The organism is Deinococcus aquatilis DSM 23025 (genome assembly GCF_000378445.1).
GTDB classification, from domain to species: domain Bacteria; phylum Deinococcota; class Deinococci; order Deinococcales; family Deinococcaceae; genus Deinococcus; species Deinococcus aquatilis.
Genome location: NZ_KB899715.1, coordinates 33,370 through 56,177 on the forward strand (window position 1 = coordinate 33,370; position 22,808 = coordinate 56,177).

22 protein-coding genes and 1 pseudogene are annotated in these 22,808 nt (G+C 63.8%); 12 read left to right on the plus strand and 11 right to left on the minus strand.

Translation table 11 applies throughout. The annotated features are described in order from the left end of the window. Positions 1 to 34: 34 nt before the first annotated feature. The 3 genes from F561_RS0112760 to F561_RS0112770 are packed head-to-tail and all read left to right on the plus strand — an operon-like array spanning position 35 to position 1,557. Positions 35 to 541, plus strand: a complete 507-nt coding sequence (locus tag F561_RS0112760) for a putative dsRNA-binding protein (protein WP_019010356.1) — start codon at positions 35 to 37, stop codon at positions 539 to 541. Beyond that, entirely contained in the window at positions 538 to 1,206 is a 669-nt protein-coding gene (locus F561_RS0112765; RefSeq protein ID WP_019010357.1) for an HAD family hydrolase, read from the plus strand. The genes F561_RS0112760 and F561_RS0112765 overlap by 4 nt, the downstream gene beginning before the upstream one ends. A gap of 12 nt (positions 1,207 to 1,218) precedes the next feature. Next, positions 1,219 to 1,557 (plus strand): YraN family protein, encoded by a 339-nt coding sequence (locus F561_RS0112770; protein WP_019010358.1) that lies wholly within the window; start codon positions 1,219 to 1,221, stop codon positions 1,555 to 1,557. 39 nt (positions 1,558 to 1,596) lie between these two features. Here F561_RS0112770 and F561_RS0112775 read toward each other — a convergent pair whose 3' ends face one another. Beyond that, positions 1,597 to 4,086 carry a transglycosylase domain-containing protein gene (locus F561_RS0112775; RefSeq protein ID WP_019010359.1) on the minus strand — a complete coding sequence of 830 codons (2,490 nt, stop codon included), beginning with the start codon at positions 4,084 to 4,086 and terminating at the stop codon, positions 1,597 to 1,599. A 236-nt stretch (positions 4,087 to 4,322) separates the two neighbouring features. On the opposite strand from F561_RS0112775, the gene F561_RS0112780 reads away from it, so the two are divergent. Together F561_RS0112780 and F561_RS0112785 are read left to right on the plus strand one after the other, a co-directional pair. Then, on the plus strand, positions 4,323 to 4,940 hold the full coding sequence (locus F561_RS0112780; RefSeq protein WP_019010360.1) for a hypothetical protein: 618 nt from the start codon (positions 4,323 to 4,325) through the stop codon (positions 4,938 to 4,940). A 58-nt stretch (positions 4,941 to 4,998) separates the two neighbouring features. Continuing rightward, positions 4,999 to 5,817: a DUF817 domain-containing protein gene (locus F561_RS0112785; RefSeq protein WP_019010361.1), complete on the plus strand. Its 819-nt coding sequence runs from the start codon at positions 4,999 to 5,001 to the stop codon at positions 5,815 to 5,817. Here the strand turns inward: F561_RS0112785 and F561_RS29995 are convergent. From F561_RS29995 to F561_RS0112800, 3 genes and pseudogenes are all read right to left on the minus strand, one after another. After that, a pseudogene (locus tag F561_RS29995) lies at positions 5,814 to 6,713 on the minus strand (ATP-grasp domain-containing protein). The gene F561_RS0112785 and the pseudogene F561_RS29995 overlap by 4 nt on opposite strands. A 32-nt stretch (positions 6,714 to 6,745) precedes the next feature. Continuing rightward, positions 6,746 to 7,573, minus strand: coding sequence for a DUF72 domain-containing protein (locus F561_RS0112795; protein WP_019010363.1), 828 nt, complete (start codon positions 7,571 to 7,573; stop codon positions 6,746 to 6,748). Between the two features lie 71 nt (positions 7,574 to 7,644). After that, positions 7,645 to 8,082, minus strand: coding sequence for an acyl-CoA thioesterase (locus tag F561_RS0112800; protein WP_019010364.1), 438 nt, complete (start codon positions 8,080 to 8,082; stop codon positions 7,645 to 7,647). A gap of 94 nt (positions 8,083 to 8,176) precedes the next feature. On the opposite strand from F561_RS0112800, the gene F561_RS30000 reads away from it, so the two are divergent. After that, entirely contained in the window at positions 8,177 to 9,469 is a 1,293-nt protein-coding gene (locus F561_RS30000) for an ankyrin repeat domain-containing protein (RefSeq protein ID WP_245556512.1), read from the plus strand. A 183-nt stretch (positions 9,470 to 9,652) separates the two neighbouring features. Here F561_RS30000 and F561_RS0112815 read toward each other — a convergent pair whose 3' ends face one another. Together F561_RS0112815 and F561_RS0112820 are read right to left on the minus strand one after the other, a co-directional pair. Continuing rightward, positions 9,653 to 9,982: a Rieske 2Fe-2S domain-containing protein gene (locus F561_RS0112815; RefSeq protein ID WP_019010366.1), complete on the minus strand. Its 330-nt coding sequence runs from the start codon at positions 9,980 to 9,982 to the stop codon at positions 9,653 to 9,655. Beyond that, positions 9,979 to 10,974, minus strand: a complete 996-nt coding sequence (locus F561_RS0112820; protein WP_019010367.1) for a hypothetical protein — start codon at positions 10,972 to 10,974, stop codon at positions 9,979 to 9,981. The genes F561_RS0112815 and F561_RS0112820 overlap by 4 nt, the downstream gene beginning before the upstream one ends. 126 nt (positions 10,975 to 11,100) lie before the next feature. Here F561_RS0112820 and F561_RS0112830 point away from each other — a divergent pair, with 126 nt between their 5' ends. Continuing rightward, positions 11,101 to 12,051, plus strand: coding sequence for an ABC transporter substrate-binding protein (locus tag F561_RS0112830; protein ID WP_019010369.1), 951 nt, complete (start codon positions 11,101 to 11,103; stop codon positions 12,049 to 12,051). Between the two features lie 81 nt (positions 12,052 to 12,132). On the opposite strand, the gene F561_RS0112835 is transcribed toward F561_RS0112830, so the two are convergent. Together F561_RS0112835 and F561_RS0112840 are read right to left on the minus strand one after the other, a co-directional pair. Then, positions 12,133 to 12,978: a VOC family protein gene (locus F561_RS0112835; RefSeq protein ID WP_019010370.1), complete on the minus strand. Its 846-nt coding sequence runs from the start codon at positions 12,976 to 12,978 to the stop codon at positions 12,133 to 12,135. After that, entirely contained in the window at positions 12,975 to 13,361 is a 387-nt protein-coding gene (locus F561_RS0112840; protein WP_019010371.1) for a hypothetical protein, read from the minus strand. The genes F561_RS0112835 and F561_RS0112840 overlap by 4 nt, the downstream gene beginning before the upstream one ends. 323 nt (positions 13,362 to 13,684) lie before the next feature. On the opposite strand from F561_RS0112840, the gene F561_RS25450 reads away from it, so the two are divergent. Then, the gene (locus tag F561_RS25450) at positions 13,685 to 15,157 is read left to right on the plus strand and encodes a hypothetical protein (RefSeq protein ID WP_019010373.1); all 1,473 of its coding nucleotides are present in this window, start codon (positions 13,685 to 13,687) and stop codon (positions 15,155 to 15,157) included. Positions 15,158 to 15,361: 204 nt separating this feature from the next. Here F561_RS25450 and F561_RS0112855 read toward each other — a convergent pair whose 3' ends face one another. Next, the gene (locus F561_RS0112855; protein WP_019010374.1) at positions 15,362 to 16,015 is read right to left on the minus strand and encodes a rhomboid family intramembrane serine protease; all 654 of its coding nucleotides are present in this window, start codon (positions 16,013 to 16,015) and stop codon (positions 15,362 to 15,364) included. A 102-nt stretch (positions 16,016 to 16,117) separates the two neighbouring features. Here F561_RS0112855 and glpX point away from each other — a divergent pair, with 102 nt between their 5' ends. Then, entirely contained in the window at positions 16,118 to 17,140 is a 1,023-nt protein-coding gene (gene glpX, locus F561_RS0112860) for a class II fructose-bisphosphatase (protein WP_019010375.1), read from the plus strand. A 113-nt stretch (positions 17,141 to 17,253) separates the two neighbouring features. On the opposite strand, the gene treS is transcribed toward glpX, so the two are convergent. Then, positions 17,254 to 18,924, minus strand: a complete 1,671-nt coding sequence (gene treS / locus F561_RS0112865; protein ID WP_019010376.1) for a maltose alpha-D-glucosyltransferase — start codon at positions 18,922 to 18,924, stop codon at positions 17,254 to 17,256. A gap of 135 nt (positions 18,925 to 19,059) precedes the next feature. On the opposite strand from treS, the gene mntC reads away from it, so the two are divergent. From mntC to mntB, 3 genes are all read left to right on the plus strand, one after another. Then, positions 19,060 to 19,959: a manganese ABC transporter substrate-binding protein MntC gene (mntC, locus tag F561_RS0112870; protein WP_019010377.1), complete on the plus strand. Its 900-nt coding sequence runs from the start codon at positions 19,060 to 19,062 to the stop codon at positions 19,957 to 19,959. A 43-nt stretch (positions 19,960 to 20,002) separates the two neighbouring features. After that, on the plus strand, positions 20,003 to 20,725 hold the full coding sequence (mntA, locus tag F561_RS0112875) for a manganese ABC transporter ATP-binding protein MntA (RefSeq protein WP_019010378.1): 723 nt from the start codon (positions 20,003 to 20,005) through the stop codon (positions 20,723 to 20,725). A gap of 148 nt (positions 20,726 to 20,873) precedes the next feature. After that, complete coding sequence (gene mntB, locus F561_RS0112880) at positions 20,874 to 21,683, plus strand: manganese ABC transporter permease MntB (protein ID WP_019010379.1); 810 nt, start codon at positions 20,874 to 20,876, stop codon at positions 21,681 to 21,683. 120 nt (positions 21,684 to 21,803) lie between these two features. Here mntB and F561_RS0112885 read toward each other — a convergent pair whose 3' ends face one another. Next, positions 21,804 to 22,787: a quinone oxidoreductase family protein gene (locus F561_RS0112885; protein WP_026298868.1), complete on the minus strand. Its 984-nt coding sequence runs from the start codon at positions 22,785 to 22,787 to the stop codon at positions 21,804 to 21,806. Between the last annotated feature and the right edge of the window lie 21 nt (positions 22,788 to 22,808).

The following is a 22,808-nucleotide window of genomic DNA, read 5'->3' on the forward strand; positions in this document are numbered from 1 at the left end:
GCCCGACGGCGGTACACGCGCTACTCTAAATGCCATGACTTCCAGCACGCCGCCGACCCCGCCCGGTTCTCTTCAGGTCAGCCCTGCTCAGGCCAACCCTGTTCAGGCCAATCCCAAGGGCGACCTGATCGCCCGCCTGATCACGCTGGGAGCGGGTGCGCCCACGTTTCAGGTGTCGTCCGACGGCCCCGCGCACGAGCGCACCTTCCGGGTTCGGGTGCTGGTGGGCGGGCGAGAACTGGGCGAGGGAGGCGAGGGCCGCAGCAAAAAGGACGCCGAGCGGCTGGCCTCCGAGGCGGCCCTGAGGGTGCTGGACGGACAGAGAGGACAAAAAGCCGTGGAACCTCGGCCCGAACCCGAAGCGGAGCCGCAAGACGAGGAACCGCAGGGCCAGTGGCCGATCTACGCGGCGGTGCTGGCAGAGGCGCTGGATGTGGCGCTGGATCTGGCCTCCGAAGACGCCACCATAGACGAGGTGCGCCGGGAAGCGGGCCGCCTGTACCGCGACCTGTTGGCCGATCTGGGACACGGCCCGGAATGACCCTCTCGTTGCCGACCCGTCCGGCGGGCGTGCTGTTCGATATGGACGGCGTGCTGACCGCCAACAATCTCTTTCACCGTCAGGCATGGCAGGAAGTGGCGCGGGAAGTGTTGGGCCTGAACCTCTCGGAACACGATCTGGACACCAAAGTAGACGGGGGCCGCAACCCCGAAATCATCGAGCGGCTGACCGGAACCTACCCCGATGAAGCGCTGGCCCTGCGCTTTCATGACGCCAAGGAGGGCCGATACCGCGAACTGGCGGCGGGCGCTCTGACTGAAGTGGCGGGCCTGAGCGCCTACCTCGACGCGCTGGAGGGGCGCGGCATTCCGTTTGCGCTGGTCACGAGTGCCGACGCCGTGAACGTGGCGTTCGGGATGGAGGCGCTGGGCTTCGGCCCCCGCTTTGGGCCGCGTGTGCTGGGCGAGGACGTGACGCGGGGCAAGCCGCACCCCGAACCCTTCCTGCTGGGCGCGGCGCGGCTGGGGCTGGATGCCGCCGACTGTGTGGCCCACGAAGACGCCGTGAACGGTGTGCTGAGCGCGGCGGGCGCGGGCTGTACGGTGGTGGCCCTCACGACCACGGCTCCTGCCGAAGCCCTGATACGGGCCGGAGCATCGCTGACCGTGCCCGATTTCAGCACCTTTGGCCTGTGGCTTGAATAAGGCTCCAATTTCGTGAAGGGAGCCGAAGCCGAAGCCCGCGCCGCCCAGCATCTGCAGGCGCTGGGGCGGCGGGTGGTGGCCCAGAATTACCGCATTCGGGGCGGCGAGATTGATCTGGTTACACTGGACGGCCCGGTGCTGGTGTTTACCGAGGTGCGCCACCGCTCCAGCACGCGCTACGGCGGGGCCGCTGCCAGCGTCACGCCGCAGAAACTGGCCCTGATGTTCCGCGCCGCCCAGAGTTACCTGCTGCGCGAACATGGCCGCGAAGACCTGCCCTGCCGCCTCGAAGTGCTGACCATCGACGGCCCCGCCGACACGGGCCACATCACGCTGATTCCGGTGGAATAGGGCTATAGGGCTTCTCGCCACATACAGCCCACACCACCCTCACTGATCGCTGGGTGGCAATTCGTTGACCACGCTGCCATCGGTGGGCAGGTCATTGAAGGAATCGTCGGGCAGGGCTTCGGGGTCTTCGGCGGGCAGCGGATCGGGCTGGATGGGCGTTTCGGTGATGGTTCCGGTGGTGCCGGATTCGTCGGGCTGCACAGGTTCGGGCGTGAGCAGCGGCTCGGCAGGGAGGGGGTCGGGTTCGGCGGGAGTGACAACCTGACTGGGCACCGGATCGGTGGCAGGCTCCGGCACGACTTCTGCAGGGGCAGGTTCTTCCTGCACAGGTTCCGTGGGCACGGGTTCGGCGGGCACAGCATCTACAGGGGCAGGGTCTACGGGCGCTGGTTCTGTCGGGGCCACTTCCTGCACAGGTTCAGGGATCACCTCCGGCTCACTGGGTTGCTGTACCGGCTGGGGTTGCGGGGCAGGCGTGCGGGTGCGCCGCGAGAAAAAGCCGCCGCCCGTGCTGCTGCTGCCATCGCGGGCCACCGGTTCACCATCGGCGTTGCTGTCCAGAAAAGCCATCCTGACCTGACGCACCACGCGGTAACTGATTCCGCCGGGTTCGGCAAAGGTGGCGGCGGGTTTGCCTGCCAGCGCCCCCGACACCGCCGCCTGCCAGACTGGGGTAGGAATTTCGCCGCTGTAGGCCCACGACGGCAGCGCCCCGCCCTCCTGCTTGCCCACCCATACGGCCCCGGCCACCGTGGGGGTCACGCCTGCAAACCACAGGTCCTTGATCTCGTTGGTGGTTCCGGTTTTGCCGCCCACCTGCACGCCGGGAATACGGGCACGCACGGCCAGCCCACCCTGCGGGGCCTCCAGATCGTTGACCACGCCGCGCAGCATATCCAGCCCCAGCCACGCGGTCTGGGCGTCCCAGACGCGCTTGGCTGCCGGGGCAGGGCGGGTGTACAGCACCTTGTCACGGGTATCTTGCACGCGGCGTACCAGCGTGGGCGCGTAATACAGGCCGCCGTTGGCGAAGCTGGCGTAGGCGGCGGCCAGTTGCAGCGGGCTGGCTTCCAGCGTGCCGATGCTCAGGCTCAGGCCCGCATTGGGCGGCGGGGTCAGGCCCAGTTCGCGCAGTTTGGCTTCAAAAGTGCCGATGCCCAGCGCCTGCGCGGTTCGCACGGTGGTCAGGTTCAGGCTGTGATCCAGCGAATAGCGCATGGTCAGGTAGCGGCCCGTCCAGCGCCCGTCGTAGTTTTTGGGCTGATAGTCGCCGTTAATGGGGGCGTCTAGCACGGTGTCGCTCTGCTTCCAGCCCTTAGAGAGGGCCAGCGTATATAGCAGCGGTTTGATGGAGCTGCCCACCTGCCGCCGCGCCTGCGTCGCGTTGTTCCAGTCGCTGGGGCGGTCTGCGGTCAGTTTCTGGCCCACCAGTGCCAGCACCTCGCCGTTTTTGGGGCTGACCAGCGCGATGCCCAGGGTCGCGCCGTCGGGCAGATCGGCATTCAGGCTGGCCCGCTCTGCCGATTGCTGCGCCTGCAGGTCCATGCCGGTATAAATTTTGCCGCCACCGTATAGCGCCTTGCGGCCAATGATCGGGGTCAGTTCCTTTTCCACGGCCTGCAGGTAGGCGTGGTACTGATAGCGGTTTCCCCCGCGAGCGGCTTCGGCGGCGTTCAGGTTGGACTGGAGGCGGGCCGGATTTTCCAGCACCGCGCTTCTGAGGCTGCCGTCCGCGTTCCAGCCGATGCGCCAGCCTGCCGGATAGATCGGCGTGCGCCACGCAGCGTCGGCCTGCGCCTGCGTCACGCGGCCATCTTCGACCATGCGCCCCAACAGGTCTTTCATCAGGGGCCGGAACGCCTGAAAACTTTTGTAACGGCGGTTGGGTGCCGGAATAATGGTCGCCAGATACACGCTCTCGGCCAGATTCAGCTCGCTGGCCCCCTTGCGGAAATAGGCCCGCGCCGCCGTCTCCGCGCCCACGATGTCGCTGCGGCCCCCGTCGCCCCAGTAGATCACGTTCAGGTAGGCATTCAGGATCTGTTTTTTGTCGAAGCTGCGTTCGAGTTGGTAGGCCAGCACCGCTTCCTTGAATTTGCGTTCGGCGGTGCGGGCGCTGTTCAGGTCGGCCAGCAGCGTGTTTTTTACCACCTGCTGCGTGATGGAACTGCCGCCCTCCAGATCGTTTTTGAGGATGCCCTTGATCAGTCCCCGCGAAATGCCGATGAAATCCACGCCGTTGTGTTTGAAAAAGCGCCGATCTTCGCTGGTCACGACTGCGTCTTGCAGCCAGGTACTGATCTCATTCAGCTTGATCAGGTCGCGGTTCACGCCGCCCGAACTGCTGAGGCTGGGGGTCAGGGTACCGATCAATGCATTGTTGCGGTCATAGACCCGCGTCTGGCCGCTGAATTCCAGTACGTCCAGATCAGAGACGCTGGGCAGGTCGCGGCCCCACGCATACCACAGGCCGCCCACCCCCGCCGCACCCACCAGCAACAACACCCCGACACCCGTGAAAAACCTCATCAGGCCAACTCTAGCGGGATTTGGTGAGTGCGCCGGGAAGCCGGGTCACGGTCACGGATGGGCAGGAGGCACATGACGGCAGCTTAGGCGATAGGCCGGGGCGGGGTCGTCCATCCTTTGCATGAGAAGAACAGGGCCGGAGAACTGATGTCTCGGGTGGATTTCCCCCCTGCCAGCGCGAAAAAAGCACAGGCCCGCAGATGCTGCGCTGACGGGACGCGCCCAGCATCGGTGGTATGAAGTTCATTCGTTCTTTCTGGGGCCTGGCCCTGTGGTGTTGTCTGGTGGTGTGTAGTTCCGTGCAGGCGGTCGGGATCGAGGGAAAAGTCAGCAACGCGCCCGCCCTGGCCCGCGCCTTCGGCTCCGAAAATGTGCGGGTTCTGCTGACCAGTCTGGCTCAGGGACGCATCGTGGGCCTCGGGACACTGGCGGGCAACGGCTTTGAAATCCAGATCCCCGATTCGTTCAGGCCGCCCGTGCAGCCCGCCGACTTCTGCCCCGGCGTGCGGAGTCTGCCCAGTGAACCGCGCACGTACACCGCCGAAAGTCTGATGGTGTATCAGGCCGGGCGCAATCTGGCGGCCCTGCTGACCCAGGCCGACCATCCCACCGAACCCACCCGCCGCAGCCAGTGGATGTACAGCGACCGCGCCGCCACCGTCAGCGGGCGCTGCACGGGCCTGAATACCAGCTACGACCTCACGCTCCGCAAGGGCTGGAACGCTGTCATGACCGTCAGCCAGCCGGGAAACTTCATGATCCGCAATGCCACGCCGGGGCTACCGTACTGGGTGCAGGGCACGCCCATCGCCGGAGCGCGGCAGGTCTTTCCAGCCGTGTTCGACGGAAAGTAGTTCAGGCTCCAACCTTTAGGCGGACGCCGAATCGGTCAGAGGTGAGGATGCTGCGGCTGTGGCTTTCACTGCTCACGGCCCCACCCCGACCCCGCTTTTCTTGTGGCGTCTGCTGCGGCTGTTCGTCTGGAAGGAACTCCTGTGCTGCACGTTCGCACTGGGCGTGGTGGCGTTGCTGGCCCTCTCGCACCTGTTGCCGTTGGCGGCCTGGGGCATAGCCCGGTACGACTTCGTGTTGCTGGGCTGCCTGCTGATGCAGGGGCTGCTCCTGCTGACCCGTTTCGAAACTGGGCGGGAAGCAGGCGTCATCGTCTTGTTTCATCTGCTGGGCTTTGGCCTGGAAGTCTTCAAGACCGCGCACGGCAGCTGGGCCTATCCCGAAGAGGCGCTGAGCAAAGTGGCGGGCGTGCCGCTGTACGCCGGATTCATGTATGCCAGCGTGGGCAGCTATATGGCGCAGGCCTGGCGACGCTTTCACCTCACACTGACCGGGCTTCCCAGCTTGCGTCTTCAGGCGGGGTTGGCGGGCGGCGCGTATCTCAATTTCTTTACGCACCATTACGGCCCCGACCTGCGCTACGTTCTCACGGCGCTGCTCTTGCTGGCCTACCGCCGCACCCGTGTCCAGTTCCTGATTCACAAGGAGCGCTTTACCCTGCCCCTGCCGCTGGCCTTCGCCCTGATCGGGCTATTCGTCTACCTGGCCGAAAACGCTGCCACCGCGCTGGGCGCGTGGGTGTATCCGCATCAGGCGCAGGGGTGGCAGCCCGTTCACCTGGACAAAGCGCTGGCCTGGATCCTGATGGTGGTGGTGGCCTTCCTGATCGTATCGGGCCTGAAGACCTGGGAAGGGCGCAGAGATGAGGCTGAGCTCTAAAAAAATTGTCCCAGCGCTGCATAAAACCTGTTTCTGTCGGCACGTTCAGGCAAGCCCGCCACCTGTCCATCTCCCAATTCTATGATTCGCCACTGACCATCTGTGCGTTGAGCTATGTCCACCGTAAAAAATCGACTCTGAATTTGCTGGCCCACCTCTTCGAAGAGTTCCAGCGGTACGGCCTCGCCCGGGTAGTTGCCTTCCTCCTAGTATTCGTCGGCGCTGATGATCTGCCCATCGGCAAAAAACAGGCGGTATTCACGGGTCAGGGGCATTGCGCTTTTGGAATGCTGCGCCAGTGGCACGAAGGATTCAAACTCGCGCAGTACCACGCCGCCCTGAAATTCACTGCCCTGCCTGCTCAGAAAGGTCTGGATGACCCTCAGGGCGGCCCCCGTATCTGAAGCATCTGGAATAAAGCAGGCCTCGTGCCACTCGTGCTTGCGCGATTTCACGTAATCCTTGACGATCACGGCCCGCGCTCCGAACGAGGCCAGCAGGCCCGTCAGCTCGGCGGGGTGGGCATCTTCTGGCGTCTGTGCCGGAAGCCAGCGCGTCAGCGGCGAATGTGGGGCGATCAGCGCGTAAGATTCGGGCAAATAGTGGGTATGACGGTACTGCGCGGGCGTATTGATCAGCCGCCAGTTCTTTTCCAGCAGGGCTTCATACAGCGCCGCGTACACCTCTGGCCGCAGCATCCAGCCCCGGTAGATGGCTGTTTGCTCCGTAGCTGCTGCTTTCACCCCACGCAGGGCGCGGCGCGAGTTGCCTTCCAGCAGGGCTTCCACATCCAGCAGCGCGGTGGGCAGATTCAGTTGCCGCGCCGCCGCCACCTCATCGGCGTAGGCGTCGTCTGGCACGCGCTCGGCAAAGGGCTGGGCGGGAAAAAGCAACATGGGGCGAGTATAGGGCGGAGCAAATCAGACGGTCAGAACAACGCTCCATCCTCTGCCGGATCGGGCGTCTTGACCTCGATGCCGCGTGCGTTCAGGGCGTCGCGCAGCATCGGGATGTTTTTCAGGGCGTGGCCTTTCGTCGTATTTTCAAAAAAGATCCACAATTCCGATAAATCCTCGGCCACCACCGCGATTTTCTCGGCCCATTCGTCCATCTCGGCGCGGTTGTACAGGTAGTCGTGGCGTTCGGCGGCGCTCTCGCCGTTCCACCAGTTGCCGCTGTTGCGTCCGTGGAGGCGCAGGTAGCCCACATCGGTGGTCACGTGAACCTGCGGTTCGGGCATTCCGCCCACTGGCGGGTAATCGGGGCTGACCCAGATCAGGCCGTATTCGCCCATCGCAGCCCGCACCTCGGGTTTGTCCCAACTGGCGTGACGCAGTTCTACAGCCAGTTCGTGCCCCGCAAAGCGTTCGGCCAGGTGCAGCAGGTATTTGCGGTTGTCGGCGGTGCGGTGAAACGAGTATGGAAACTGGGCCAGATAAGGTCCCATCAGCCCAGCTTCCACCAGCGGCGCGGGACTTTGCAGCATCCGGTCAAAATCGGTGTCGGTGGGGGCGCGGTCATGGGTAAAGACCTTGTTCACTTTCACGGCAAAGCGTGTGCGCCCGCCCGATTTGCGGGCCATTCCCTCGAACGCCTTCAGGCCGGGAATGCCGTAAAAGGAACTGTTGAGTTCCACAGCGTCGAAGTGACGGGCATAGGCGTCAAGGTAGGCGTCCTTCTTCACGCCGTCATAGATCAGGCCGGGCGCGGTCCAATCGTCGTTGCTGTAGCCTCCACATCCGATCCACACGCGCATGGGGCCAAGCTAGCGCACCGGGCCGCTGAGGGTCTTTGGATTGGGTTTAGATCACTGGGCAGAGAAGGAGTTCAGGAGACTTGCAAGCCTTCCAGCACGGCCCGCAACTCGGCGGGCAGGGAGGTGGGCCGCCGCGTGTCCCGATCTACATACACATGCACGAAATGGCCCTGAGCGCAGGCCGCCTCCTCCTCTGTCCGGAACACCGCCAATTCGTAGCGCACGCTGCTGCGGCCCAGATTCGCCACGCGCACGCCCACATGCAGCAGTTCTGGGAAGGCGGCGGGGGCAAAAAAGGTGCAGCCCGTTTCCACCACCAGCCCGATGGTTGCCCCCGTTTGGATGTCCAGCACGCCCCGCGCCAGCAGCAGCGCATTTACCGCCGTATCGAAATAGGCGTAATAGGTCACGTTGTTGACGTGCCCGTACACGTCGTTGTCGGCCCAGCGGGTGGGCGTGGGGTGCAGGTAGGGAAAGCTCTGGCGCGGCCACGGCTGGGGGCGGGTCATGGGGGCAATCTAACGCGGAGCCAGAAGCTCTGTGCTAGGGGTGCTGGGCCATCAGCATTAAGCCTTGAGCCTTCCCCGGCGTTACCCTGACCGCATGAGCGATGTTCAAGCCTTGCCTCCTGAGGCCACCCACGCCCTGTTTGTGGCGATTCAGGCAGGCGACCTAGAAACCGTGCGGGCGCTGGTGCAGGCAACTCCGGCCCTGCTCTCTGCGACCAGTCCGATGGGGGTATCGCCGCTGCTGTTTGCCGCCTATTACCGCAGATCGGAAGTGGCGCGGGCTTTGGTCGGGCTGCATGCAGAAGTGGGCGGGCCACCCCTGACCGTATTTGAGGCCGCCGCCGCAGGAGAGTTGGAGCCTTTGAAAGCTGCGCTCGACATGGGCGGTTCAGATGTTCACGCCCTCAGCGCCGATGGATTTACCCCGCTGGGGCTGGCGGCCTTTTTTGGGCATGAGGAAGTGGCCGCCGAACTGCTGGCGCGGGGGGCCGATGTTCATGCCTTCAGCGCCAACGCCATGCAGGTTCAGCCGCTGCATTCTGCGGTGGCGGGCAACCATCTGGGCCTGACGCGGCTTCTTCTGGCCCACGGAGCCGACGCGAAGGCCAGTCAGCAGGATGGATTCACCCCCCTGATGGCGGCGGCCCAGCACGGCAACACGGCGTTGGTGGAACTGTTGTTGGCAGCGGGGGCAGACCCGGCAGCCCGCACCGCAGATGGCCGCAGCGCCGCCAGCATCGCGCAGGAGGAGGGGCACCCGGCGCTGGCGTCCCTGTTCTTTCTAAGCAGTCTGCACGACAAGCCACAAGAAACCCCGAATGCAGCGCCCGCCGCCCCGCGCAACACTACAGGTATGACCAATCCCAATAATGATCAGGATGATCTGCTGCACCAAGAAGTGGCCCACGAGGATGGCCGCCCCGCCGACCACCGCACGGGATTTCAGACCCCTGATCCCAAAGACGACCATCAGCCCTTTTACACCACCACGCCCGCCGACAGCCGCGTGAGCAGCGCCGATGAGGGCAAATACGAGCCGGTGGTCATGCAGGACCCGCACGAAATCACCGCGCAGTTTGATCACCTCGCCACCCGCGACCCGGCGCAGATGGAACACAGCCTGCAAGACCCCGAGTTTGCTGGAGCACAGACTGTAGACGGCCTGGGCGGAGAGCTGCTGGATACGGTGGTTCCCTCGGCAGGTCTGGGCCTCAACAACACGGCGATGTTGGCGAGCCAGTCTCAGCGCCGCAGCAACGACCCCAACCCCGGCTACACGCCCCCCAGCGAGAAGGGACCGCCCCACCCCAGCGAACGCCCCGGCGATCTGCCGCAGGGCACGAGAACCGAACTTCAGAACGAAGTGTCGGGGGACGACCGGAAGTAGAAGAGGGGTGTGGGAAGTGGGTGGTGGGAAAGGCCTGGTACGAACTTTCTCTCCCCACAACGACCTAGATTTCTTGGCCTCCACGCTTTTCCCGCTCACCACTGACAGACCACCGAACTAAGCTTGATCTCAGCAAAAGCCTGCGCCTCTACTTCGGGGCGTAGGCTTTTTGAATTCCCGGCTTTATAGCTCCAGCACGTACACTTCTCCGTCTTCCACCAGCGTCTTGTAAATCTTCACGGCCTTCACGGCAGGCAGGGTTTTGGCCTTGCCTGTTGCCAGTTCAAACTTGGCTCCGTGCTTGGCACAGGTGATCCGGCCCATGCTGACATCGCCGCCCAGCAGCGGGAAATCCTTGTGCGTGCAGTTGTTCCGCAGGGCGTAAAATTCGCCTTCATAACGCACCACGACCACATGAACGCCGTCCACCAGCACCTCGGTCTGGCTACCGTCGGGGAGGGCGTCGGCTGCGCCCACATGCACGCGCCCGGAATGCTCAGCAAAAACAGTCATACGGGCGAGTCTAGCGGGGCGACTTGTGCCTGAATGCGAGTTTCTATCTCGGCGGGCGTCGCTGCATCCACCCACTCCCAGAAATCCGGGCGAGCCGTGAACGCCTGCATGAAAGCCCCCAACGTTTTCCCGCTCAACTCGGGCCGCAGGGCCATCACCAGACGGCCACTGAATTTGCTGCGCCGCACCCGGTCACGCTCGGCGGCGGTGGCCTCGGCATCCAGAAACGCCCTCAGGCCCGAGTCTGGAAAGAGTTCCAGCAACACTTCAGGCGGCTGATTCGGCTCGCGTTCGGTGGGGGCCACCCATCCGGCCCGCTCCAGATATTCGGCAAAGCGGTGCAGACCGGGGCGCTCCAGAATGCGCCGCCCAAAGTCCCCCTCCGGCGCGAGGTAAGGGCGCGGGCTGAAACGGGATGCGCCCGCCGCCCAGCCGAACATGTCGGCCTCATCCGTAAATCCGGCGTGCCAGTGGGCAGCGTCCAGTCCAGCGGCCCGCAGCACGTCGTCTATGGTGAGGCTCACGGTGTAGGTGCGGAGGTAGTGCGCCTCATCCGGGCGGCGGTACACGTACAGCAGGCCGCTTTCGCCCCATTTCATCCCCAGCGGGCGCATCATTCGGCCCAGAATATTGCCCAGATCGCCCCAGCTCATAAATTCGAAGCGGGTGCGGAGTTCGGCGGGCGGCGTCGCCATCAAATCGACCTGAAAGCCCCCGAAATCGTGTGATTCGATGCCCTTCACGCGGCGCGTTTGCGTGATGCCGAGGCGTGCCCGAAATTCGGTCAGAAATGGCACGGTCAGGGCGTCCTGGCCGATCAGCACATCCAGATCTCCAAAATCGGGCTTGTCGGCATGGAAGTGCGGAATAAACCATTGCGGGCCAGCAGGCGTGGCAGGCAACAGATCGTCCAGCACGGCCCGCACCTGCCCTTCACGGTTCAGGTAATCGGCACGCGCCAGACGTGGGAAATGAAAAAGATGGCCGCCCATAGGAGCAGTGTAGAGATCCGGCAGCCAGAGAAGATGCCTGCTTTGGCCTATCAGGCGCATGGGCGGAGTTACCAGGGAGGGCAGATTATTCTTGACTAATTTAGTCGGAATACTTATGTTAGGAGGGTGAAACGTCCTCTTGCCCTGTCTCTGCTTTTGTCGCTCTCCGTGGCTGCGGCCCAAACCCTCACGCTCAAGCACGATGAAGGCACGACGACCCTGAAAAAAGACCCGCAGCGGATCGTGGTCATGGACGAGGAAGCCCTGGGCTGGCTGACGGCGTTGGGCCTCTCCGAGCGGGTGGTTGGGCTGGGCAGCACCTACCTTGCTCCCACCGACATCACGGCGGGCAAACTGAAGCCGGAAGTGCTGAAGCGCGGCTTTTATGGGCAGACCAAGCTGAACAATCCGGCCTATATCGGAGACTGGCAGACGCCGAATCTGGAAACGATTCTGGCGCTGCGCCCCGACCTGATCGTGCGTCTGACTTGGCAGGGCAACCAGAATTACGACAAACTCAGCAAGATTGCGCCCACGCTGGGTTATCAGGAAGGCGGCTCCGGTTTCTGGCAAAAGGGCCTGCGCGACCTGGCCCGCGTGTTCGGGCGGCAGACTCAGGCCGAACAGGTCATCAAGCAGGTGGCCGATGTGAACCGCACCAACGCCCGCAAACTGCTGGCGGCTGGGGCTTTCAAGAAGTACAGCAAGGTCGTGGTGGTGGCCCCCTTCGCGGGCGGCAGCAACTGGCTCTATACCACCGTGCGCCTGATTCCCGACCTGCGGGCACTGGGCTTCAAGGACGGCCTGAAACTCAAGGAAAGCTCGCTGGGTGTGGGCGCAGCCATCAGTGACGAAGCGCTGCTGGGCCTCTCCAAAGATACCTTGGTGGTGCTGTTTCCTCCCGGCGGCAAGTACAACGGCGCAGACGATTTTTTAAAGACGGCGGTGGGCCAGCGCCTCAAAGATCAGAGCGTGGTGTATCTGCCCGAAGCCTTCAGCCCCTACAGCGGCCCACTGGTCAGCGTGCGCAACAGCAATGAAGTGACCCGCCTCATTCTGGAAAAGCTCAAGCAGTAATCCGGGCGTAGCAGTCGCCTCCACCCTAGCCCGTTGATCTGGGCATGGGTGGAGGCGACTGCTCTTGGTGGATGCTCTAAATTACTGCGCCGCTTCCCGTACCGTGACCCGGTTGCCCCAGGGATCATGCAGGGTCAGCGAGTCGCTGCCGTCCTGCACGTCATCCCGCCCATTCAGGTGGGTACGCAGGCTGCTCAGGTCAGGCGTCAGAATCTCCACGCCGCTCAGTCCGGCAGCGGGCGTGCTGGGCGCACCCTGCCCGCGTGAGTGCCACTCGTTCAGGCCGATGTGGTGGTGATACCCGCCCCAGGACAGGAAGGCGGCGCTGCCCATATCAGCCACCACGTCCAGCCCCAGCGTCTGGGCATAAAACTGGGCCGCCTGCGCCGCGTCACCCACCTTCAGATGAACATGCCCCACAGCGGTTCCGGCGGGTGCGCCCTCAAAGACCGTGTCTCCTGCGGCGGCCAGCACGCCTTCCACGTCCACGGCTTTGGTGTCCATCTGCACCTGTCCGTCCTGCCAGGTCCAGGCGTCGCGGTTGCGGTCACGGTAAACCTCGATGCCGTTCCCTTCGGGGTCGTTCAGGTAAATGGCCTCGCTGACCAGATGATCGCCCGTGCCCAGGCGCAGGCCCAGGCCCACTGCGTGCCGCAGCCAACGCCCCAGATCGGCGCGGGTGGGCAGCAAAAAAGCGGTGTGATATAGGCCGGGGCGCGAAACGGGTGCGGACGGCAAGTTGGGGTCGCCCTCCAGATGCAGCAGCGGCGTGCCGTGTGCGCCCAACGTGATGTGATTCGGCCCTTCAGAGATAGTAGTGAGGCCCAGTAGCGTCCGGTAAAACTCGCTCAGGCGCGGCAGATCCCGCACCCGCAGCGTCACGGCTCCGGTGTGGGTTTGGGGTGGCAAGAGGGGAGAGGCAGTCATGCCTCATCATCCTCTTTATGCTTTAAAAAGTCAACTGATTTATTATCTAAGACTGACCTGAGCAGTAGGAAGGCTGGCCCCGCCTGTCCCGCTGCGCCCAAACCTGCATAGGGCGCGTCGGCAAAGGCGATGACCTCCGGCACGTTGTCGCGGCCTGCCTGTCTCTGCTGGGCCAAGTCCTGCACCTCGGCAAAAAACAGGTTGGGAATGCTCTGCCTGCACACCTTGACCATATGTGGCCCCCGCGCCGTCTCCAGCGCAAAGATTTCGCACTCGCGTTCTTGCCCCTGGTAATGCGCCGACACAATGCCCGTGCCCATCTGCATTTCCAGCAGTGGCTTGAGGGTTCCGGGCAGCGTCGGGGCGCGGGAAGAAGGGGACATGGTCCATGCTGACAGATGGCGTGCGGGCGCAGTCAAAAAAGTGGGTGTCCTCCCCTTTGAGGGGGGCTGGCGGCGAAGCCGACTGGGGGGTTGGGCGTGGCTCAGCCACACAGGGATCAATAAGCTTCCGACATCTCAGCCCTCGCTCCTGCGGAACTGTTCAAGCCCCAGACGGAGCATCGCAGAGCAATCGGGGAAGACCTCCCGCGCCGCCTCCACCCAAAGGAGGATGAGTGTCATCCCTATCTTGAGGTATGAACTCAGGGAAGCTCTTTACTTCCTCATAGCCTTACTGCTCCACCGCTTGCCTGGAGGTTTCCCCTATGGTTCACACGGCCCTGAATGCCCTGCTAGACGCTCTTTCTTCTGTGCTGGCCCTGGCAAGGCCGTTGGCGTTGGTCGCCGCTGGCCTGCTGTTGGCCCTGATTCTGGTGGGCCTGCTGGACCGCGAACGCTTTCGCGCGGGCCTGAATTGGGTGGGGGCGCGGCTGCCACTGCTGGGGCGCTGGGCACTGGTGGCGCTGGCAGTGGGCGCGGGTGCCCTGGCCCTGAACGTGACCCGGCGGGCCGTGGATGCCCGGTTGGGAGCGCAACAATCGGCCCGATACGCCAACGCCGCAGACCCGGACGGAGGCCAGACCACCCAGCAGGCCCCCCGCGCCAGCCTGCTGACCACCACGACCTACACGCGCTCTATCGAGTTGCCTGACGAGATCTACACCGTGTTGCAGATCAATGGTGGGTGGGAAAAACTTCTTCCTTATTTCGGTAATCCAACAGGAGTGACCGTACAGGATCTGCAAGAAGGTTTTACTCGCAGAGGTGACACCCTGACCTACACCCGCGACGTGACCCTGCAAACCGAGCAGCCCGTGAATCTGGACACCAGCAAAGTCACCGCCGACCTGAAATTCGTGGACCCGGCGGGCGGGCGCGGCACGTATTACAACGCGGTCTTCAACGCCGATTACACCTTTACCAACCCGCAGGCAGAGGCCGCCACCCTGCGCTTTGCCTTCCCGCTGCCCGATGGAAGCGGAACTCTCAGCGGCTTCAAGCTGACCGTGAATGGGCAGGCGTTCCGGGCCTCCGATTTAGCGGGCGGCAGCATCTGGACGGGCGAGGTGGCGGCAGGCCAGACCGTGCGCGTCAACGTGACCTACCGTCATCAGGGGGCCAAAGGCTGGAGCTACCTGCTGGGCCAACGCCGCGAGAGCGTCAAGAATTTTGACCTGACCATCAACGCGGATCGGCCCGCCAAATTCCAGCGCTATACCCTCTTTCCGACCAGCCAGACGCGCTCGGCGCTGGGGACGGCTCAGGTGTTGCGCTGGCAACTGCAAGACGTGATTACCGCGCAGGATGTGGCCGTGGTCTTTACACAGGGCAGCCTGCGCGAAACGTTGGACAAACTGGGCCTCGTGGGGCCGCTGGCGGTGCTGCTGGCCGCGCTGCTGTGCGGAGCGTGGGCCGGATCGCGCCGCCTGAAGCTGCTGCCGTTGCCGCTGGCAGGTGCGGTGCTGGGCCTCAGCCTCGGCCTCGTGCTGGGCGGCGTCCTGACCTTCTATCTGCCCGTGCTGCTGGCCCAACTGCTGGGTGTGCTGGCGGGTCTCGCGCTGGCAATCACCGCTCTGGGCCGACGCTACCTCGTGCCGCTGGCATTGGCCGCCGTCATTCCATTGGTATTTCTGAGTGGGGGCCATGCCTCGCTGCTGCTGGTGCTGCTGGCGGGGGTCACCCTAGTGCTGTTCCTGCGAAACCGGGAAGTGGGCAGGGCAGTTCCGGGTGTGCGGTGAGTAAGCGGAGTCCGTCTAACTCCCCAGTCTGCTTCGCCGCCAGCCCCCCTCAGACTTGCAAAGCTCTGCTCCGCAGCTCTACGAGTCCGCAGGAGAGGGGAGCGCAAAAGCCCTTGTCCTCCCCTCTAAGGGGGGGCGTTGCGTCAGCAACGGGGGGTCTGTCGGGGAGTCTGTCGTTGGGTCTGTCCTTGGCAAGAACGCCCCTCACCGCCCCCGCTTTTCCCACGATCCACGATCTACCCTCACCCGCCGTTTTCGGTGCAACACTGCCGCCGCCACCACCCCCGCCACAAAGCCGAACAGGTGTGACTCCCACGAAATTTCGGGATTGCTGGGCAGCACGCCCCACAGCGCCCCGCCGTACAGCAGCAGAGCCACGGCGGCAGCGATGATGGCCGAGGCCGAGCGTTCCCACCAGCCCGCGCCCAGCAGATAGGCGAGGTAGCCGAAGACCAGTTCGCTGGCTCCCAGATGCACGCTGCCGCCGCGTCCGAACAGCCAGACCAACCCGCCGCCCAGCACCACGATGATCAGCGTTGCCAGCAAAAAGCGCCACAGCCCGCGCAGGGCTGACATAAAGGCCAGCACAGCCACCGGCACGGTATTTGCCAGCAGATGACTGAAGCCGCCGTGCAAAAAAGGTGCGGTCAGGACATGCCAGAAGGTCTGCGGGTCGCGGGGTTCTATGCCGTAGACGTCCAGTGCGCCGCCAAACGCGAATTGGTCGGTAATTTCTTGCAGCCACAGTCCGGCCACCAGCACCAGCGTGACCACGGCGGCGGGCACGACAGGCGGGCGGCGGGTGCGAACAGCCGGGATGTCGGAAGGCAGTGTGGCTGTGGGCGGGCGGGAACGCATGGGGTCAGTCTAAAGGGAAGGCTGGGGCGTTACCCACACATATACACTCAATGGAACCGCTCCCAGCGCGGCTTTTCGGGTTTGGCATGTTACGGTCAGGGTATGACGACACACAAGCCGGGGCAACGTGGATCAGGTCAGGGTGCGGCGCCAGAAGCTCACTTTGAACATGCGCTGGTGCTGGAAACTGCCCGCGTGACCGAGGGCGCGGCGTTGGCGGCCAGCCGTTGGGTGGGCATGGGCGACAAAAACGCCGTGGACGGGGCAGGCACCGAAGCCATGAGGACCCTGCTCAACAGCCTCGACATTCGCGGTACGGTGGTCATCGGGGAAGGCGAGATGGACGAAGCCCCCATGCTGTACATCGGGGAGCAGGTGGGGCAGGGCAAATATGAGGTGGATATCGCCGTGGACCCGGTGGAAGGTACGGTGGTGACGGCCAAGGGCCTGCCCAACGGCCTGGCGGTCATTGCCCTCAGCGAGCGCGGCGGCCTGATGCACGCGCCCGACTGCTACATGGACAAACTGGTCGTGCCGCCCCCGGCAGCGGGCCGCGTGAACATCGACTGGCCCGTAGAAGCCAACCTCAGTGTGATTGCCCAGAGCCTGGAGCGGGACGTAGAAGACCTGCTGATCACGATTCTTGACCGGGAGCGCCACACCGACCTGATTGCGCGGGTACGCAGCGCAGGCGCACGGGTCAAGCTGATCGGGGACGGCGATGTGGTCGCCAGCCTCGCGGTAGGCGTGCGCGGCACGGGTGTACATGCCCTGATGGGATCGGGCGGCGCACCCGAGGGCGTGCTGAGTGCGGCGGCCCTCAAGTGCCTCGGCGCAGAAATTCAGGGCAAATTCATAGCCGAAGACGACGCCATGCGCGAACGCTTCAAGACGATGGGCGTGGAAGAAGGCCGCGTGTACAAGACCAACGACCTTGCCCCCGGCAACCAGATGGTGTTCAGTGCCACCGGAATCACCTACGGCGAACTGCTGAACGGCGTGCGGCGATTCGGCGGCGGGGCACGCACCCACACCCTCGTGATGGGCTATGCCACGCGGGTGGTGCGCTTCATCGACTCGGTGCATCTGGAGGATGACGGAGCGCGGGTAACGATCCGGATATAGCAACGTAAGTGGTAAGTGGGTCGTGGTGAGTGGGAAAAGACAAGACATGAATTTATGCCGTTGTTTTTGGGTTTTCCCACTTCCTGCTGACCACTCACCACTTCCTGTTTTTCTCAGTTCAGGCGCATCCAGTAGTAATCATATTTGCCCAGCGTCATCGGATACGCTCCCTCGGTGATGGGCGGGAAGGGGCTGGCTCCGGCCAGGGTCACGGGCGTGCGGCCCACATAATCGGTCAGATCGAGGGTGGCGGCCTGCGCGTTACCTGCAAAGTTGCTGACGATCAGCAGGGTTTCATTGTCGTACTGGCGAATGAAGGCCAACACGGCTGGGTTTCCAGACTCGACAAAGGTCAGGTCGCCGTGGGCAAAAGCGGGGTGGGCGCGGCGCAGTTCGAGCTGGCGGGCGGTCCATTTCAGCAGGCTGCTGGGGTCGCGCTCCTGACTGTTCACGTTCACGCGCTGGTAGCCGTACACCGGGTCGCCGATGGGAGGGAAAAAGCACTGGTCGGGCGTGGCCGTCGAAAAGCCGCCGCTCATGCCTGCATTCCACTGCATGGGCGTGCGAACGCCGTTGCGGTCAGCCAGAGTCAGGTCGTCGCCCATGCCGATTTCGTCGCCGTAGTACAGAATCGGGCTACCGGGCAGGGCCAGCAGCACGGTGTTCAGCAGTTCGATGCGGCGGCGGTCATTGTCCAGCAGCGGCGCAAGGCGGCGGCGAATGCCCACGTTGATCTTCATGCGCGTATCGGGCGCGTAGGCGGCGTACATGAAGGAGCGCTCGTCGTCCGTGACCATTTCCAGCGTCAATTCGTCGTGGTTGCGCAGGAAGGTAGCCCACTGTCCGAATTTGGGAATGGCGGGCAGGCGGTCCATGATCTCGCGGATGCTGGTCGTGTCTTCCCTTTTCAGGCTCATGTACAGGCGCGGCATCACCGGAAAGTTGAAGCACATGTGGAATTCGGGGTCGGCGTCGGTGCCGAAGTACTCCACGACTTCTTCGGGCCACTGGTTCGCCTCGGCCAGCAGCAGGCGTCCGGGGTATTCGTTGTCCACCATGCGGCGCATCCCCTTCAGGATGTCGTGCGTTTCGGGCAGGTTTTCGCAGTTGGTGCCTTCACGCTCGATCAGGTAGGGCACGGCGTCCACCCGGAACCCGTCCAGCCCCAGATCCAGCCAGAAACGGGCGGCGATCAGCAGTTCTTCTTGCACCTTGGGATTGTCGTAGTTCAGGTCGGGCTGGTTGCCAAAAAAGCGGTGCCAGTAATAGCGCCCACACTGCTCGTCTTTGGTCCAGTTGCTGGTTTCGGTATCAGTAAAGATGATGCGTGCGCCGCTGTATTCGGTGCCGGTGTCGCTCCAGACGTAGTAGTCGTGGTACTCGTTGGGCGTGCCGTCGGGCAGCACCGGGCCGCGCCGCGCCGCCTGAAACCAGGCGTGGTCGGAGCTGGTGTGGTTGGTCACGAGGTCGCCCACCACTTTCAGGCCGCGTGCATGGGCCTCCCGCAAAAACACCTTGAAGTCGTCCATCGTGCCCAGATCGGGGTGAATGCCCACATAATCGGCTACATCGTAGCCGTCGTCGCGCAGCGGGCTGGGGTAGAAGGGCAGCAGCCACAGGCAGTCCACGCCCAGATTCTTCAGGTAGTCCAGTTTCCCGGTCAGGCCCGGAAAATCGCCCTTGCCGTCGCCGTTGCCGTCTGCAAAGGTACGCACAGACAGTTCGTAGAAGACGGCGCTTTTGTACCATTCGGATGCTGCTGGGGTGGAGGCGGGCTGCGTCATGAACGCGAGTTTAACCGATTCAGAATGGGGTGCTAGGGCCGTGGGCGGGGGCTGTGTAGAAGGGTGTGGGGGCAGGGGGTGGCCGCCTGCCGTACCCGACACCGCACCTGCCGAATATGATAAACAAATATCAATATGAAGCTCTCCCTTCCCCTGGCTGTTCTGACTGCGTTGCTGCTGGGCAGTGCTCAGGCTGCACCCCTCAACGTCAGCGCCACCACGACCATCCTCTCCGACTTTGTTCGCGCCGTGGGCAAAACCCGCGTGACCGTCAATGTGATCGTGCCTGCGGGCAGCGATACCCACACCTTCCAGCCGTCTACCGCCGTGATTCGTGGGTTGGCGGGCAGCCGCGCCCTGTTTGTGAATGGGGCCAATCTGGAGCCGTGGCTGCCCAAGCTGACGGCCTCTGCGCCGGGGGTGCGGGTGGTTACGCTGACCAAGGGCCTGAAACTGCGTGAGGGCGTAGAAGAAGATCATGCTGACCATGCCGGAGAACACGGCGCGTCCGATCCCCATGCGTGGTGGGATGCGGGGTTGGTGGCCGGATACGTGCGGAATGTGCAGGCGACCCTGACCGCCCTCGATCCTGCCGGAAAGGCGGTGTATGCCAACAATGCCGCCGCGTACCTCAAGCAACTGAAAGCCGCCGACGCCTATGCCAGAGCGCAATTTGCCCAGATTCCTGCCGCCCGCCGCACCATCGTCACCAATCACGACGCGCTGGGGTATCTGGCCGCCCGCTACGGCCTGAAGATCGTGGGGGCCGTGATTCCGGGCCTCAGCACCGAGCGCGAACCGAGTGCGCGGGAACTGGCGGGGCTGGCCCAGACCGTCAAAAAGAGCGGCGCACGCGTGATTTTTATCGAAAATACCGTGAATGCTCGCCTCGCCCAGACGCTGGCCCGCGAAACGGGCGCGACCATCGCCCCGGCCCTCTATACCGATGCGCTGGGGCCAAAGGGCAGCGCGGGCGAGACCTATCTCAAAGCCCTGCGCTTCAACGTCGATACGATGGTCAGGGCGTTGAAATGATTCTGCACTATCACTATCACCCTGTGCACGCTATGCTGGCCGGATGCTTGGCGTAGATCACCTGACCGTGCAATACGGTTCCCACACGGCGCTGGAAGACGCCACGGTGCGCTTTGAATCGGGCCAGTTCAGCGCCGTGATCGGCCCGAACGGTGCGGGCAAAAGCACCCTGCTCAAAACGATGGTGGGCCTCTTGCCCGACCCCGGCGGCAGCGTGCGCTTCGATGCGGGCCACACCGCCCAGAGTTGCGTGTCTTATGTGCCGCAGCAGCAGACGCTGGACTGGGGATTCCCCGTCACCGTGTGGGATGTGGCGATGATGGGCCGCACCGGACGCCTGGGCTGGCTGCGCTGGCCGGGGAAATCTGACCGTGAGCGGGTGGTGGCGGCCCTCAAGGAAACCGGGGTCTATGACCTGCGGAGGCGGCATATCGGTGCACTGAGTGGAGGGCAACGCCAGCGGGTGTTGCTGGCCCGGATGCTGGCCCGCGACGGCCATCTGCTGCTGCTGGATGAACCCCTGACCGGAGTGGACGCCGCCACACAGGAACAACTGATGGCCCTGTTACGGGCACAGGCCAACCGGGGCCGCGCCGTGGTGATGGTCACGCACGATCTGGAGCAGGCGCGGCGCTGGTGCGATCATCTGGTCTTGGTCAACCGCCGAATCATTGCCGACGGCACGCCCGACGAGGTCTACACGCCGCGCAACATCGAAGCCACCTTCAGCAGCAGTCATCTGGGTCATACCCACGCGGAAGCCTGATGAGGGCGAGAAAGGATCGTCCAAGGGTCAAAGGGTCTGAGGATCTGAGAACAGCTCACCCCCAGATGCCCGGTGCTTTTGCCCTTAGACCTTCAGACTCTAGACCCTTAGACCCGGCTCCCAGCCGCGCACCCACCAGAGGCACCCGATGGACTGGCTGACTGATCCCCTGCAATTCGGCTTTTTTGTGCGGGCGCTGCTGGCTGTGGTGCTGGTCAGTGTGCTGTGTGCTTTGGTGGGCGCGTGGGTGGTGCTGCGCGGCCTGAGCTACATAGGCGACGCCATGAGCCACGCCGTGTTCCCCGGCATTGTGGGGGCATTTTTGGCAGGCGGAAACCTGCTGGTGGGGGCACTGGTGGCCGCCGTGCTGACGGCTTTGGGCATTGGGGCAGTGGGTCGGCAGAGCGGCCTGAAGCAGGACAGCGCCATCGGCATCGTGTTCGTGGGCATGTTCGCGCTGGGCGTGGTCATGCTGTCGCGTGCGCCCACCTTTACCACCGACCTCAGTAACTTTCTGATCGGCAATCCGTTGGGCGTCACTCCTGCCGATCTATGGGGGGCAGGGGCGGTCACGCTGGTGGTGGGCGCCATCCTAACCGCCATGCAAAAGGAACTCCTGCTGGCCTCCTTCGATCCCACCGAGGCCCGCGCCATCGGCCTTCCGGTGCGCCGCCTGGAGAGTCTGCTGCTCATTCTGATCGGGCTGGTGGTCGTCCTGACCGTGCAGCTCGTGGGGACCACCCTCAGCGTCAGTCTGCTGATCACCTCCAGCGCCTCGGCCCGCCTGCTGTCGCGCAGCCTCCGCACCATGATCGGGCTGGCGGCGTTGCTGGGCACTGTGGGCGGCGTGACCGGGCTGTATCTCAGCTATTACCTGAACACGGCCCCCGGCGCGACCATCGTACTGGTCAATACGGCGCTGTTTGGGCTGGCGCTGGCGCTGCGAAAGCGGGACTGATCCGGCTCTTGGCTTCACCCCTACAAACACATCCATGCTGTTGCCGTCTGGGTTATTCAGCGGAGTCTGTACCATCGATCATTCAGGATCACGGGCAGAGGAAGATTCGGTCAGTTTGAGCTACAGCACGGGCCGCAGCAGCACTTTGCCGTTGACCTGCCCACTTTCGACCAAGAGGTGTGCCGGGGCCGCGTCTGCCAAAGCAAACTCTGCTCCAATATGAACCTTGATCTGGTTGGTTTGCAGAGCCGCCCAGACGGCTACCACGCTGGGCCGCAGGCGTTCTGGGCGCACTTTTCGGAGGTTGCCCGTGCTGTAGCCGATGACGGCCCGCCCTTGCCGATGCAGCGTGGGCGTGGTGAAGTGGGCGGGTTGCCCGCTGGCATGCCCAAAGATCACCAATCTTCCCAGCGGGGCCAGGCAGGTCAGTCCACGCTCGCTTACCTCGCCCCCGACAGAATCCAGAATGACATCGACCCCCACACCCTTCGTGAGTGCCTTGACCGTCGCGGCAAAGTCTTGCTGCTGCCGCTCGATCACCTCATCGGCTCCCAGAGAACGAACAAAGTCGGCCCGCTCTGCCGATCCCACCACCGCCATGATGCGGGCGGCCCCGGCTTGGCGGGCCAATTGCACCGCCAGATGGCCCACACCTCCTGCTGCTGCGTGAATCAGCACCGTTTCTCCGGGTTCCAACCGCGCAGCTTGGTGCAGGGTGTTCTGGGCCGTCACGAGCATGGTCAGGGCAGCGGCGCTTTCGTCGGGAACGCTCTCGGGAAGCGGATAGGTCAGGTGCGCCGGGGCCGTCACATGGGTGGCGTAACTGCCGCCCACCGGAAAACAGGCCACACGTTGTCCGGTTCTTAACCCAATAACCCCTTCACCCACGCGGTCTATCACTCCCACGGCGTCCAGTCCGGGTACGAAGGGCAGCTCGCCCCCGGCGTCGTAGCCGCCCCGCCTCGCCTGAATATCGGCAAAATTTACCCCGGTACAGGTCACTTTCACGCGTACCTGTCCGGGGGCCGGTACAGGAAGTGGCCGAGGCTGCCACCTCAACTGCTCAGAAGCTCCATGTGCGGCAACCACGATGGCATGACTCATTCCCGCAGTGTATTGATCCCT